This is a genomic window from Pseudooceanicola lipolyticus (genome assembly GCF_002786325.1).
In the GTDB taxonomy this organism is placed as follows: domain Bacteria; phylum Pseudomonadota; class Alphaproteobacteria; order Rhodobacterales; family Rhodobacteraceae; genus Pseudooceanicola_C; species Pseudooceanicola_C lipolyticus.
The window spans coordinates 1-12,576 of record NZ_PGTB01000012.1 but is presented as its reverse complement, the minus strand read 5'-3'; the positions used below and the strand labels follow the sequence as shown (position 1 = coordinate 12,576).

The following is a 12,576-nucleotide window of genomic DNA, read 5'->3' as shown; positions in this document are numbered from 1 at the left end:
TGGGATCGTAAGGGACGACACGCGAAAACCTTTAGCGCCTTCATTCCCGTCTTTTATGCCGAAGCAGTTGCAGGTACCCACCTTCGACCATGCTACGTGCGTCCTTGAGCAGGGCCATAACCGCATGGCGAGCCGAGTGGGCCTGCCAGTCATGGCGGCTGAGATGTCCGGTCCGGAAAATTGTCTCCCCTATCTCCTTTTGTGTTGCGCCATCCCGGCGTCCGTCAAATGCCTGTAACATACGCCGAAGCCGAAGGCGCTGCTGTACCGTCAATCTTGTGTCAGGTGGGATTGCACGCTCATGCAGGGACGCAAGCAGTCTGTGAACGGATTCAAGGCGATCAAACCCCTCCAAGCCTAAAGTTACGAGAGCGGCAAAAGTCGAAGAACCGACGGTGCCTTGAAGTTGCAAGACGCTAAGGCGCTGACCATCACCGAGGTTCCTCAATACCGCCATCGTATCGTGATCGGTCCGAACATGGTCAACGCCGCGAACCGGAAATCGGGTACTTTCCACGCCCGACGCCGGCGGTACACCTTCTAATAAGACGACGCTCGTATCATGCTGGGGCATCCAGAAAACTGGCGCAGTGGGCGGGGACTTCAATGGGTCGACCGGGAAATCGCAACCCCCAGCGCTGGCGAATCTTTGCCAGCATTGTTGACCTTTGGTCACCAGCCTTCAAAAGGAGCGCAAAATCTCGGTCATAGCTGTCATTCCGGCGTAGCCATTCCCAAGCGAGATCAGATGGGGAAAGGTTTTCGACGTAGTCATAGCGTGCGTTTGTTCGCCAAGATGATGCATCGGGTGTCATTGTGATCCTCCTACGCGCAAACAGAGAGGCAGGAGGTTCATCGTTCCCGCTTAGATTGTTTTCGGGAACTATGGGAATTGGCAAAGGGGAGTGCCAAAGCGGCATCACAAAATCAGTTGCGTTGGCTTTCGCGGACGAGATGCCGATACCCCTGTTCAGTCATCCAGCGGGCGCGGGCCAAATGGCTGTCATGTACCTTCCGGCAACGTTCAGGTTCTTCGGAAGGATCGAGGCCGAACAGAATCTCGACGGCCTCCTGCCAATCTGCGCCATCGCGCTCTGCATCTAGCAGGCGGAGGTACAGGATCATATGTTCTCGATCATAGGGCGTCAGGTTCTGATCGCCGGGTGGCTCATCCAGAAATGCGTGTGTCGCATCGACCATCAATCCCCCATGGGCGCACTGACCACGCCCCTGCTGAACAGGGAGCCACAGAATAGCCGGTCAAGGCAACAGCCGGTGGACATGTTCCCCCGAAACATTATCCATAATTCGATCATGAAGCAGTAGAACCCCCTGGCCCTTATCCGTCGACAATAAAACAATTCCGGCAGCTTCCAAAGCCCTGCGAACCTGATCGCGTGTCGTTTCATGGACCTCGAGACCGTTTTCGGATTCGAGGCGCTTGAGCGCGGTCAGAGATACCTGGGCCTGTTCGGCGAGCGTCTCCTGTGTCCAACCCAGCAGAGCACGCGCGGCCCGCGATTGTCGGGCGGTGATCATGCATGATCACCTCCCACTGCAAGCTGTGTGCACGCCAGAACTACGACTATTTTAGTCGCTCTTGAACTCCATGACCAGACAGAACATGTTGATTTCAAGTGACGCTGGTGCGCTTCCACGAATCAGATCGGTCGCTTTTAGAACCAGTTTACGGGCATCTGGACAGCGCCGACCGGAATGCCTCGAAGGAAAAACCCGGCGGCTTTTGCCGCCGGGTCTCTTGTCGTGGGGCTCAAAACGGGATGTCATCGTCGTCAATGAACTTGCCGTCCTCGTTCTCGGTTTGCTTCGCGCGGCTCAGGAAGTCGACCGTCTCGGCGATGATCTCGCAGCCGTAGCGGTCTACGCCCGCGCCGTCGGTCCACTTGGTGTAGTGGATGCGGCCCCGCACCAGAACCTTCATGCCTTTCTCGCAATGCTGCTCGATCGTCTTGCCGAGACCATTGAAGCAGGTGATGCGGTGCCATTCGGTATCCTGGACGCGGTAGCCGTTTTCGTCGCGGAGAACCCGGCCTTCGGAGTAGCGCGGCCGCGAGGTCGCCAGGGAGAAAGTGGTGATTGTGGTGTTGCCCTGGGTTGTGCGGGTTTCCAGGGCCTGACCGATGTTGCCGGCGAGGATTACGATGTTTTGCATTTTACTGTCTCCGTTGCTTCTACCGGAGGGATCGCCCCTCCGATGATGCCCGGAAAAGACCGTCGGGAGCGGTCTGCACGGGGGCCTTGGCACCCGCCTGACCCCCAAGGTCGGGACGTGGTGCGGGCAGGCGCGGAAACGCGCCAACACGGGTCCCGCGCCGCGGGGGTTGCTGGCCGAAACCGAACGGGATTAGGGGATCAGTCAGGAGGAGGGACGGAGCCATTCGGAGGAGCGCCTTCGGAGACAGAGCACCAAAACAACATTCTCGCTGGTAGCGTTGCCGACAGGCGGCAACCAACAACCTGGGCCTGCTCCGCTCTGACCGCCCACCTGTCACCGCGGAAGAATCTCTTCAGGCCCGGTTGTTCGCGCTCAAACGGAAAGCCCGTCCGGACGAATGCACCGCTGGCTGCCGAAAACAAGGAAAGACGGATCCGCATTGCGTGAATGGGATGAAGGTAAGCGTGGTTTCACCTACCGCATTGGACCAGTCTCAAGGCGCAGGACCGGACGATCTAGCAAGTAAGATCATCGTCCTGTCGACTGGCCCGGATTGTGCCATGCAAACTGCGGGAACTTGGCGGTATAGCGACGACGATTTCTCACATCATCTACCCAAGATGCAGCGGTGAATGGCGTTGGGTTTCTCAAGACGAGATCAAACGCGTGAAAGTACATCCTTGCCCACGGCGTTGAGATTGATCATTGCCGCCACAGCCACGAACAGGCCGCTGACCCCGCAAAGGAGGTTCAGGGCAAGGCCTGGATCCATGGCGTTCTTGGCAACACCATGCGCCAAAGAGAACCCGGCAACCGCGGCTGGCGCAGCGAAAAGACCGAGAGCCGCGAGACGCAAGAAGGGGTTCTTCGCAAAGCCGAGCACCGCGACGACAAAGCCGATCGAGAGCACCGCAGCGGCAAGTGCCGCAAGAACTGAGAAGGCGAAGCCTCTCCCGTCCAAGTGGACATATTGAAACGCGGCGATCCCGGTCATCACCGGCAGAGCGTAAATGGCGAAGTTGAAGGCGATCACACAGAGCGCAATCGACAACGATATGGCGAGCAGAATGAGGGTCATGTCGATCTCCACAGTTCGGTGGCAATGGAGTCGAGGCGTATTGCCACCGATTTGGAGGAGACGCCTAGACTTATGCAATTTCGCCGGTTCTGCAAGGATGGCGTATACGAGCCCGGAAGACGGTTTTGGGTCAAGTCCGAAAACCGTGCCTAGTGAGAAACTCATCCCCTAGCTAAAATGTTATCCCCTAGCGGATGTTCACCGGCAAACCCAACCAGTGATGTTCACCAGTGCTGCGCGATTTGACCGCTAAGCGGACGGAGCTGCCGTTGCCGTTGTCATTGTTTGAGGCATAGAGTGATCGAGCAAGCAATTGAGAAACCGAATGGATCGGGTAGAGGCATACCGGCTCCTGACACAGCGAATGGAGCAATTTGATGCAGACGCTGCATCGAGCACGCTGTCCGAAGATCTCTCGCTTTCCGAAGAGGTTTGGGGCGAAGCGGAGGGTGTTCTTTACACTATCGACTTACGACTTGAGCGGGGAGCAAACGGTTCTTTGACGCTGCTCGGAAGCATTCACGACTACAACACCGCCAAGCTCAGTCTGTTGAGGGCGCGGAGATCTATCGAATAGACTCGCTCAGAAGTTAGCTTTGGGCTTATTCCGTTGAAAAACTCACGCTTGATTGCTGGGCGTGGCGCTGATTCAATTCCGACATCGGGCGGGAGAATTGGCGATGATGGGACCGAAGCAGGAGGCTCAACCAGCCCTGTTCTACGAGTTCTCGCTGGAGGATCATGTTCCGCAAGATCACCTGCTTCGATCCATCGATCGGTTCGTCGACCTGAGCAGCATCCGTGTCCATCTTGCGGATTTCTACAGCCACACGGGCCGTCCGTCTGTCGATCCCGAACTGCTGATCCGCATGCTTCTGGTCGGCTATTGCTTTGGCATCCGGTCTGAGCGGCGGCTCTGCGAAGAGGTCCATCTGAACCTCGCGTATCGCTGGTTCTGCCGCCTCGACCTTGCTGACCGGGTGCCGGATCACTCCACCTTTTCGAAGAACCGCCATGGCCGGTTTCGTGACAGCGAGCTGCTACGCCACCTGTTCGAGATGACGGTCGCACGCTGCATCGAGGAAGGCCTGGTGAGTGGGCAGCGCATGGCGGTCGATGCCAGCCTGATCGAAGCGGACGCGAACAAGCAGAACTCGACGCCGAAGGAAGACTGGGACGCCTTGCAAATCGACGCGACGGATGCGCCCCGCGCCGTTCGCGAGTATCTCGAGACGCTGGACGAGGCCGCCTTCGGTGCCGCCAGCGAGGTCCAGCCCAAGTTCACCTCGCATTCCGACCCGGCCAGCCAGTGGACGGCAGCGCGCAAGGGTCCGGCATTCTTCAGCTATTCAGACAACTACCTGATTGACACGGATCATGGTGTGATCGTCGATGTCGAGGCGACGCGGTCGATCCGGCAGGCGGAGGTCGGCTCGACGCGCACCATGCTGGACCGGGTGCAGGCCAAGTTCGATTTGCATCCCGAACGCCTGATCGCAGATACCGCCTATGGCACCGGGCCGATGCTGGGCTGGCTGGTCGACCGCAAGATCGCGCCGCACATCCCGGTCTTCGACAAGTCGGGCCGCAACGATGGCACCTGGACCCGAGCCGACTTCGAGTGGGACGCCGAGAACAATCAATACATCTGCCCGGCGGGCCAGACGTTGAAGCAGTTCCGCCGGAACTATTCCGACCCGAACCGTGGGCTGACCGGCAAGGGCGCCGCCAAATACCGCGGCCTAAAGCACATCTGCCAGGCCTGCCCTTCGAAGCCGCGCTGCTGCCCGAACATGGACTTCCGCTCCATCACCCGCGAGGAACACGAAGACGCCCGACAGATCGCCCGAGATATCGCGAAAACCAGGCAATACGAAGTCTCGATGAAGCTCCGGAAGAAGGTCGAGATGCTCTTCGCGCACCTCAAACGCATCCTTGGCCTCGGACGCCTCCGACTACGTGGCCCGTGTGGCGCAAATGACGAATTTCTCCTCGCCGCAGCCGCCCAGAACCTCAGGAAGCTGGCGAAGATCCTTCCCGCACCGCAGCAACCGCGAAAAGCCTTATAGGAAAGGCAGCCGCGCATCACCAAAGCTTCCAATTTCTGCAATTGCGAACGGGTGTTTTTCCACAGAATCGGCTCAAAGCAGTCCTTGGCCACAGTGTCGGCCACTGTCTATTCAAGATAAGGCGTCTTCCAAGCAAGCTACCCGCGAAAGCGACGCCTAAGCGCCGCCGTCGTGTTTCATGACCGGGATACCGAGCTTGCGGGCTTTGTCGGCGAGGTTTTCCTGGATCCCGGTGCCAGGGAATACCAGTACCCCGACAGGCAGCGCATCGAGCATGGCATCGTTGCGCTTGAAGGGCGCTGCCTTGGCATGTTTTGCCCAGTCCGGCTTGAACGCCACCTGGGACACCTTGCGGTGATCGGCCCAGCGGGATGCGATCAGCTCAGCACCCCGTGGCGAGCCGCCATGCAGCAGGACCATGTCGGGATATTTGGTGCGAACCTGATCAAGCCGCGCCCAGATCAGCCGATGGTCGTTGAACTCAGCGCCACCGGTCACGGCGACCTTCGGGCCTTCGGGCAGGAGTAGTTCAGCCTCGCTGCCGTGTTTGGCGGCCAGGTAGTCCCTGCTGTCGATCATCGCGGAAGTCAGGTTGCGGTGACTGACGCGTGAACCGCTACGAGGGTACCAGGGTTTGCCGAGATGATATTCGAAGCCATTGGCGGCCAGATCCCGGAACAGTTCGAGCGCATTGCGGCGTTCGATCAGGCTCTGGCCTTCGGCCGTCAGGCGTTCGAGCTCGACGGACTTCACCTCCGAGCCGTCCTGTTCGCGCTGAAGGCGTTTCTGCGCCTGTTCGTTATCGTCCAGTTCGCGCTCGACCCGCGCTGTCGCGCGATGGAACAAGTTGACCGTGCCCCAGAGCAGTTCGTCGAGGTCCGGTTCGAGACGCGTCTCTTCCAGCGAGGCGATAAGGGCATCGAGGATGTCTGCGACGGCACTCGCGACGCGATTGCCGTCGGGAAGTGGCCGGGGATCGGGTTCGTCCTCGAAGGGGCGCCAGCCGTAGAGCTGGAGTTCGGTGAGAGCGTGATCGGTCTGTGAGGAGCTATGGATCGGTTCGTTGCCAGCGTGATCGTTCTGATAGGCCATTTCGGGTTCCTTTTCGAGTGAGCCGCGCCCATCGCGGCCTTCGTGGCAGCGATCAGCCCATGGGCGGGCCGGTCTGGCAGCCCGAGCGCCCGCGAGGGCCTTGATGGCCAAGCCCGGTCAATTTGCTTTGCGATGCAAAGCGCCCCTTTGGGGCGCGGCGGAAATTGGCCGAGGCGCGGCCATTGCCCATCCGGCCCGTTTATGGGCCGCCTGCCCTCTGAGAAGGCCGGGCGCAGCGACCCGCCGCGAAGAGGCCCTTGAATGGCCGGGACAAGACCACCGGCAGAGCCGGTTCCGGCTCCGCGCGGATACGCTCCTCACCCCGGCAGGAACCGCGCGATATCATCGGGATGAAGCTGAAGCGCCAGGCGCGCCCGCAAGGCATCCACCCCGTCGTGGCGCAGATCGTCGTTGAAGTCCCCGTGCCGCGGCATCAGAACCAGCGCCTCCACCCCAACCCCGGCCGCTCTGGTGCGCAGGGTCTCCCGGGCCGTTTCGCCGGCGGGATCGCGGTCGCGCAGGATGTAGAGCCGACCCAACCCGTCCGGAAGCAGGATGGCTGCGAGATGCGCCGCGGAGAGCGCCGCCTGAACGGGGAGGTCAGGAAGTGCCGTGCGCAGGGACAGCACGGTCTCGATCCCTTCGCCCGCCGCCATGACATCGCCGGCCGAACCGAACCAGACGCCTTGGCCGAGCAAGCCGCCCATTGCCTTCCTCGGCGGATCGACAGCGGCCTTCGCAGACCCATCCGGGGAAAGCCAGGTGCGATGCGCACCGGTGATCGCGCCAGAGAGATCGGTGACGGCAGCGACCATCGCGGGCAGTTGTCGGGTCGGGCCGCCGCCATCTGGCCGCCAATAACAGTTTGGATGGAAACGCAGGCTTGCGGTTTCGTGCAGAGCCGTAATTGTACGGTTGCGCAAATACGTCTCCACCAGCGTACCGGACAGGACCTGCGACATGGCAAAGAGCCGCCGCGCCGCCTCCGCGGAGCCGGATGGTGCCGGTGGCGGTTTCTCACAGGGCGGTCGGACGATCGGTGTCGGACGCGGCATGTTCAAAAAGCGCCTGGCCTCATCGGCAACATCGACAAAGTCGACCAGTCCAAGACTGTTGCGGATAACGTCGAGCAGATCGCCATGTTCGCCGGTGGCGGCATCGGTCCATTTTCCGGCGGCGCCCTTGCCGCTCTGCGGGCCGTCGAGGCGAACAAACATGGAGCCGCCGGGCGTGCCGTGAACATCGCCCACCAGCCAGTACCGGCCGGACCTTCGCCCGGCCGGAAGGTAATGGCGGCAGACCGCTTCGGCATCGCTTGCCAAGCGGCCAGCCAGATCGGAAGCATGGCCGGACATCAGGCCGCCGCCCGCTCGGAGACACGCTCGATCGGATAGGTCTCGATCACCTTGCCAAGAATGGCCGGGCCGGCGCTGTCGACGGGCACAAAGAAGCGCAGCTTCCAGGTGATGATCTCGGAAAACAGCCCCCAGCTCTTGAGGCGGTCCCGCATGCCCTCGGTGAAGCCGGTCAGTTCGATCCGGTTCATGGTCATGACACGGGAGCGGCGCAACTGCAGACCTTCCGCCAGGTCGATAACCGTGCGTCCGTCGATCAGCGCCGCATGGGCCTGCTTGGGCGTAAGCGTCACCGAGCCGCTGGCCGACGATTGGCAGCCCAGGTAGGCGAGACCCGGCGGCCGATGATGCGTTCCCCTTCGTCGGTCTGGAGACGATAAACACGGCTCATCATCACGTCGTCACCGCTGGTGTCGATGTGAACGTCGAACCGGGCATGACCGCCGTTCGCGGTCCAATCGGCGTAGCGGCAATATGCGCGGGCTTCGAGACGGAAGGCGCGCATGTCGTCCGCCCAATGCGGCTTCGGTTCGACGACCACCGTGATGCCATCGCGGGTTTCCTCCCAGGGCAGCGTGCGCTCCGAAGGCGGGTTGGCGCTGTCCTCGCGGAAGATCTGGTCAATATCGATATGTGCGGACATCGGATGTCTCCAAAGAAATAGCCCGGTCACGAGGACCGGGCGAAGTGAAAACGGAATAAAGGTGGACGGGGCGGCGAAGGCCACCCCGCCTGATCATCATTCGGCAGCGACCATCGACTGCTCTTCGTCCTCCGTGGCGTCTTCATCCTCTCCATCGCCGGCAAGGAATTCAGGCAGATCATCCGCCTCGGTGTCGACCCCGGCATCCAACGCGATATCTGCATCGGGATCGACCATGCGCAGCGGCTCCGGCAACCAGCCGGTTTCAGCCAGCAGGCGCTCGGCCTCCTTGGCCATGTCGCCCTTCTTCAGATGGTCGATGAGCTGCGCCGCCCGTTCGCCGGCGCCTTCGCGCACCGCCTCGATGATCCGCGGTTTGGTCACGCGGCCGAGATAGTTGCCGACGGTCGGGCGCCAGCCCACCGCCACCATGTCGAGCCCGGTCGCCTGCGCCAGCCGTTCGGCCTGGGACAGGCGGACGTCGAGACCGTGCTGGCTGACGCCCATGCCGCTATAGGGGTTGGGCTTCTCGTGCAAGGCGTTGACGCCGAAGCTGATGCAATGGGCGAGCAGCTCCATACGGGTGTCGTCCTCCTGATCGGAGAGCCAGTCCCAGAGCGCCGCATCGTCGGCCGGGACATGATCGCCCCAGCGTTCATGCCGTTCCTGGATGGACTTCGCGGAGGCGCTTTCACCCAGATCCTTGGCCTGCGCCGGGAAGTAAACCTCCCGGACATGGGCCTCGAGGCACCCCTTGGTGGAATGTGGCAGAAAGCAATCCGCGACCAGCCGGTGCAGCAGCGCCGTCATGGCGACATGCGGGCTGGACGCCACTGCATCCCGGAGCGCCAGGGTGCGATGCGCGGTCAACTCGCTGACGAGGCGGTCGGGCAGTGGCCGCATGGTATCGACCTCTTCGTCCTCGTCGGCCTCCGGCGCGGCTCCGCCTACTGTGATGACGGCACGCTGGACGCTGCCGTCTTCGTCGCCTTCAACAGATGCACCATCGTCGCCATCGCCCTCCCGGCCTTCCACCACCTCGTCTTCGGGGCGGACAAAACCGCGCTCGACGGCAAGCTGGCCGTCATAGCGGATGCTGACGAAAACACCGGCGCGGGCCATCTGATCCGCGTCATAGCGCATCGACCGGGATTCCAAGGCGTCCAGCGCCTCCTCGATCTCGCCGAGGCGCGCATCCACCTCGTCGGGAAACTCGTCGGCCTGGGCATATTCCGCCTCCAACGCGTCGAACTCGTCGCGGAGCTTTTCGCGCTCGGCACGTCCCTCGTCGGTCAGGTCGATGGTGGTGCCGGCCAGACGGCGCATGCCGCCGGTATGGCCATAGGGGAAATCGGTCGCGACCTCGATCCACTTCCAGCCCTCGGCGGCGATGGTCTCCGCCTCGGCCTTCAGTTTCTCGCCCACCAGCCGGTCGAGCAGAACCGGGTCCTGGAGCCAACCACCATCGTCCTGCTGGAAGAGATCGCGCAGCACATAGCCGCCCGCCGCCTCATAGGCCTCGATACCGACGAAGAGCGCCCGCTTGTCGGAGGCCCGCACCGTGGTCTCGGTCAGCATGCGACGGATGGTATATGGCTCTTTCTGCCAGCCATCCTTGATCGCCTCCCAGACCTGTTCCTGCCGGGCATGGTCGTCGGAGACGGTGAAGGCCATGAGCTGTTCCAGCGTCATACCGTCCTCGGCATAGGTCTCGAGCAGCGCCGGCGAGACCGAGACCAGCCGCAGACGCTGCTTCACCACCCTGGCGTCGACGAAGAAGGCGGCGGCGATTTCCTCCTCGCTCATGCCCTTCTCGCGCAGCACCTGGAAGGCGCGGAACTGGTCGAGCGGATGCAGCGGCGCACGCTCGATATTCTCGGCCAGCGAGACCTCGTCGATCAGGATGTCGTCTCCGGCATCCGAGACGACGCAGGGCACCGGCGCGGTCTTGTTGAGGCGCTTCTGCTTGACCAGCAGTTCCAGCGCGCGGTAGCGCCGCCCGCCGGCGGGCACCTCGAAGAGGCCGGTCTCCTTGCCCTCCGCGTCGAGCTCGGGACGGACATGCAGCGATTGGATCAGCCCGCGGCGGGCGATGGACTCGGCTAGTTCCTCGACCGAGATACCGGCTTTCACCCGCCGGACGTTGGACTGGCTCAGCACCAGCTTGTTGAAGGGGATGTCGCCTGAGGACGACAGGGTGATCTTCTGAGTGGCAGTGGCCATGTCAGGGTCTCCATGACGGACGCCGGGGAGCCTCTCTCTCCGGCTACAAGCCCGTCACGAAGCGAAGCGCCGCCCTCTTCCTCTAAAGAGAGCGACGCCGAGCCCACAGAACCACAAGCCCGGCAATCAGGAATGCCGGGTTTGCGTATCGAAGGGTGTCCCGGTCAACAGAAGACCCGAGCCATAAAGTAGGCGCTCAGCCTCCCGGATACTGCCAGTCTCCCGCGCCGCGTTGGCCCAGACCGAAATCGGCAGGTCTCCGGTGAAGAGCAGATCCCGCTCGATGCCCATGCCGAAGGGTAGCCGAACGGTGCGCAGTTCGTTGAGGCTCCAGGAGCCAAGTTCGGGGTAGCCGATATCGGCCAGGCCAAACATGATGTCGCCGTCTTCGTCGATTTCGGTGGCGAGCCAGACGCCCGCGCCGAACGGATTGAAGAATTTCACGACGGGGATGTGATCCTGATCGCGATCGCGGCCATTCGCCAGCAAACGGTCACGCTGTGTGTCGGTCAGGAGGATCATGCCGCAGTCCTCCCTTCCGTCGGGGTTTGCCGATCAACATCGGTGCTGTCGTCGGGCAGATGGGCGAGCAGCCAGTCGGCCGCCTTGCTGGCCTGCGAGGCGGCACGCACGATGGCCCGCGAATCCTCGCGCATCACCTCCAGCCACGCGCCCACGTAATCAGCGTGGCGCACCGTCGGGACGATCCCGAGCGAGGCGCAGCAGAACGCGCTCGAAATCTCGGCGATCAGTTCCTCGAAGGCGTATTTCTTCGTGCCGAAACCGCCCGAGAAGTCCCGCCCCAACCGTGAGGCATGTCCGGTCGCGTGCCCCATCTCGTGCAGGGCGGTCCGGTGCCAGTTGATCGGCTCGAAATAGGCCTGCGGAGGTGGCACCTGCACGTAATCGAGCGCGGGAACATAGCAGGCGCGGTTGCCACCAATCCGGAAGTCGATACCAGTCGCGGCGATCAATGCCTCGACCCGCGGCTCGATCAGCCCGGGCGCGGGTGGCGGCGCTTCGATGGCGATGTCTTCGGGCAGACCCTCGCATTGCGCCGCGTTGAACACGGTAAAGCGCTTCAGGAACGGGATGCTGCTTGCGTCTTCCCCTGTCTCCCGGGCGCGGCGCTTCTCGTCTTCAGGCGTGAATCGGTCGGCATAGACGACGGTCGTGCCCCGCTCGCCCTTGCGAACATTGCCGCCGAGCGACAGCGCCTGGCGGAACGTCAGCCAGTGCTGGGTTGCATAGCCCTGCTGGATCACGGCGCCCCAGAGGATCAGGACATTGATCCCGGAATATTGCCGACCCGTGCTGGCGTTGCACGGCATGGCGAGCGGCGCCTGAACCGCCGCCGTTCCCCAGGGCTGGACCCAGGGCAGCCGGCCTTCCTCCAGCTCGGCGATGATCTTGTCGGTGATGTCGTCATATAGGTTCGTTCGCGGGCCGTTCTGGCGGGCTGCACGATGCTCTCTGGCCATCGGAATGATCTCCGCGACGGGCGCCGGAGGCCTCTCCTCCAGCCCTCAACCCGTCACGGAAAACCCGCCCGCACTTTCACTCTCGGGGGGGGTTGCGGGGTCTCCCCGCTGATGGGGGTGCGTCGGCAACGCCAGTGCCGACCAGGGGGAAGACTTTCCCCCAGACAATCCCCGCATTCAGCCGAGCCAGGCGTAAAAAGGCAAAAGCCAACACTCGCGAGCCCCAATCCCCGACGTGTTGTAATCCCCAGGATATCTGCGCTTATCTGACACGCAATCGCGGTGCCTGCTTTCCAGCGCCGGACGCCTTCCTTCCCGTGAACTCGGGCTCAAAGCCAACGGACAATAAATGAGGACCAGATGACGGATATCGATCTTAACGTGACCTGCCCCCCTTCGGTCCCTCGTTCATAACGAGAGTCTGCGGGTTTGATCTTGATAATCATGGGTTTCGGTTTG

General features: G+C 62.1%; 15 protein-coding genes. 2 read left to right on the top strand and 13 right to left on the bottom strand.

Annotated features, from left to right (window positions below):
* Nucleotides 1–40: 40 nt before the first annotated feature.
* The 6 genes from CVM52_RS06100 to CVM52_RS06075 form a co-directional block, all read right to left on the bottom strand.
* Nucleotides 41–457: a DUF2285 domain-containing protein gene (locus tag CVM52_RS06100; RefSeq protein WP_205964898.1), complete on the bottom strand. Its 417-nt coding sequence runs from the start codon at nt 455–457 to the stop codon at nt 41–43.
* 103 nt (nt 458–560) lie between these two features.
* Entirely contained in the window at nt 561–815 is a 255-nt protein-coding gene (locus tag CVM52_RS28080) for a transcriptional regulator domain-containing protein (RefSeq protein WP_100161618.1), read from the bottom strand.
* A gap of 112 nt (nt 816–927) precedes the next feature.
* Entirely contained in the window at nt 928–1,200 is a 273-nt protein-coding gene (locus tag CVM52_RS06090) for a DNA -binding domain-containing protein (RefSeq protein ID WP_100161617.1), read from the bottom strand.
* Nucleotides 1,201–1,260: 60 nt separating this feature from the next.
* Nucleotides 1,261–1,539: a helix-turn-helix domain-containing protein gene (locus CVM52_RS06085; protein WP_100161616.1), complete on the bottom strand. Its 279-nt coding sequence runs from the start codon at nt 1,537–1,539 to the stop codon at nt 1,261–1,263.
* A 232-nt stretch (nt 1,540–1,771) separates the two neighbouring features.
* Nucleotides 1,772–2,173 (bottom strand): single-stranded DNA-binding protein, encoded by a 402-nt coding sequence (locus CVM52_RS06080; RefSeq protein ID WP_100161615.1) that lies wholly within the window; start codon nt 2,171–2,173, stop codon nt 1,772–1,774.
* 661 nt (nt 2,174–2,834) lie between these two features.
* Nucleotides 2,835–3,254: a hypothetical protein gene (locus tag CVM52_RS06075; protein ID WP_100161673.1), complete on the bottom strand. Its 420-nt coding sequence runs from the start codon at nt 3,252–3,254 to the stop codon at nt 2,835–2,837.
* Nucleotides 3,255–3,579: 325 nt separating this feature from the next.
* On the opposite strand from CVM52_RS06075, the gene CVM52_RS06070 reads away from it, so the two are divergent.
* Nucleotides 3,580–3,831 (top strand): hypothetical protein, encoded by a 252-nt coding sequence (locus tag CVM52_RS06070; RefSeq protein ID WP_100161614.1) that lies wholly within the window; start codon nt 3,580–3,582, stop codon nt 3,829–3,831.
* A 103-nt stretch (nt 3,832–3,934) separates the two neighbouring features.
* Complete coding sequence (locus CVM52_RS06065) at nt 3,935–5,323, top strand: transposase (RefSeq protein WP_100161672.1); 1,389 nt, start codon at nt 3,935–3,937, stop codon at nt 5,321–5,323.
* 156 nt (nt 5,324–5,479) lie between these two features.
* On the opposite strand, the gene CVM52_RS06060 is transcribed toward CVM52_RS06065, so the two are convergent.
* The 7 genes from CVM52_RS06060 to CVM52_RS06030 form a co-directional block, all read right to left on the bottom strand.
* Nucleotides 5,480–6,415: a DUF2493 domain-containing protein gene (locus CVM52_RS06060; RefSeq protein WP_100161613.1), complete on the bottom strand. Its 936-nt coding sequence runs from the start codon at nt 6,413–6,415 to the stop codon at nt 5,480–5,482.
* Between the two features lie 317 nt (nt 6,416–6,732).
* Entirely contained in the window at nt 6,733–7,770 is a 1,038-nt protein-coding gene (locus tag CVM52_RS06055; protein ID WP_100161612.1) for a DUF7146 domain-containing protein, read from the bottom strand.
* Entirely contained in the window at nt 7,770–8,063 is a 294-nt protein-coding gene (locus tag CVM52_RS27435; protein ID WP_240620880.1) for a hypothetical protein, read from the bottom strand. Before CVM52_RS27435 ends, CVM52_RS06055 begins: the two co-directional genes overlap by 1 nt.
* Nucleotides 8,060–8,413, bottom strand: coding sequence for a hypothetical protein (locus CVM52_RS27430; protein ID WP_240620875.1), 354 nt, complete (start codon nt 8,411–8,413; stop codon nt 8,060–8,062). The genes CVM52_RS27435 and CVM52_RS27430 overlap by 4 nt, the downstream gene beginning before the upstream one ends.
* 96 nt (nt 8,414–8,509) lie before the next feature.
* Nucleotides 8,510–10,636, bottom strand: a complete 2,127-nt coding sequence (locus CVM52_RS06040; RefSeq protein ID WP_100161611.1) for a ParB/RepB/Spo0J family partition protein — start codon at nt 10,634–10,636, stop codon at nt 8,510–8,512.
* Nucleotides 10,637–10,762: 126 nt separating this feature from the next.
* Nucleotides 10,763–11,158: a DUF2958 domain-containing protein gene (locus CVM52_RS06035; protein ID WP_100161610.1), complete on the bottom strand. Its 396-nt coding sequence runs from the start codon at nt 11,156–11,158 to the stop codon at nt 10,763–10,765.
* Nucleotides 11,155–12,117 (bottom strand): ArdC family protein, encoded by a 963-nt coding sequence (locus tag CVM52_RS06030; protein WP_100161609.1) that lies wholly within the window; start codon nt 12,115–12,117, stop codon nt 11,155–11,157. The genes CVM52_RS06035 and CVM52_RS06030 overlap by 4 nt, the downstream gene beginning before the upstream one ends.
* Nucleotides 12,118–12,576: the final 459 nt, after the last annotated feature.

Excerpts from the sequence above, each read along its gene's own strand:
- CVM52_RS06065 (WP_100161672.1), top strand. The coding sequence starts at position 3,935 with ATGATGGGACCGAAGCAGGAGGCTCAACCAGCCCTGTTCTACGAGTTC.
- CVM52_RS06070 (WP_100161614.1), top strand. The coding sequence starts at position 3,580 with ATGGATCGGGTAGAGGCATACCGGCTCCTGACACAGCGAATGGAGCAA.
- CVM52_RS06075 (WP_100161673.1), bottom strand. The coding sequence starts at position 3,254 with ATGACCCTCATTCTGCTCGCCATATCGTTGTCGATTGCGCTCTGTGTG.
- CVM52_RS06055 (WP_100161612.1), bottom strand. The coding sequence starts at position 7,770 with ATGTCCGGCCATGCTTCCGATCTGGCTGGCCGCTTGGCAAGCGATGCC.
- CVM52_RS06040 (WP_100161611.1), bottom strand. The coding sequence starts at position 10,636 with ATGGCCACTGCCACTCAGAAGATCACCCTGTCGTCCTCAGGCGACATC.
- CVM52_RS06090 (WP_100161617.1), bottom strand. The coding sequence starts at position 1,200 with ATGGTCGATGCGACACACGCATTTCTGGATGAGCCACCCGGCGATCAG.
- CVM52_RS06100 (WP_205964898.1), bottom strand. The coding sequence starts at position 457 with ATGGCGGTATTGAGGAACCTCGGTGATGGTCAGCGCCTTAGCGTCTTG.
- CVM52_RS06080 (WP_100161615.1), bottom strand. The coding sequence starts at position 2,173 with ATGCAAAACATCGTAATCCTCGCCGGCAACATCGGTCAGGCCCTGGAA.
- CVM52_RS28080 (WP_100161618.1), bottom strand. The coding sequence starts at position 815 with ATGACACCCGATGCATCATCTTGGCGAACAAACGCACGCTATGACTAC.
- CVM52_RS27430 (WP_240620875.1), bottom strand. The coding sequence starts at position 8,413 with ATGTCCGCACATATCGATATTGACCAGATCTTCCGCGAGGACAGCGCC.
- CVM52_RS06035 (WP_100161610.1), bottom strand. The coding sequence starts at position 11,158 with ATGATCCTCCTGACCGACACACAGCGTGACCGTTTGCTGGCGAATGGC.
- CVM52_RS06030 (WP_100161609.1), bottom strand. The coding sequence starts at position 12,117 with ATGGCCAGAGAGCATCGTGCAGCCCGCCAGAACGGCCCGCGAACGAAC.
- CVM52_RS06060 (WP_100161613.1), bottom strand. The coding sequence starts at position 6,415 with ATGGCCTATCAGAACGATCACGCTGGCAACGAACCGATCCATAGCTCC.
- CVM52_RS06085 (WP_100161616.1), bottom strand. The coding sequence starts at position 1,539 with ATGATCACCGCCCGACAATCGCGGGCCGCGCGTGCTCTGCTGGGTTGG.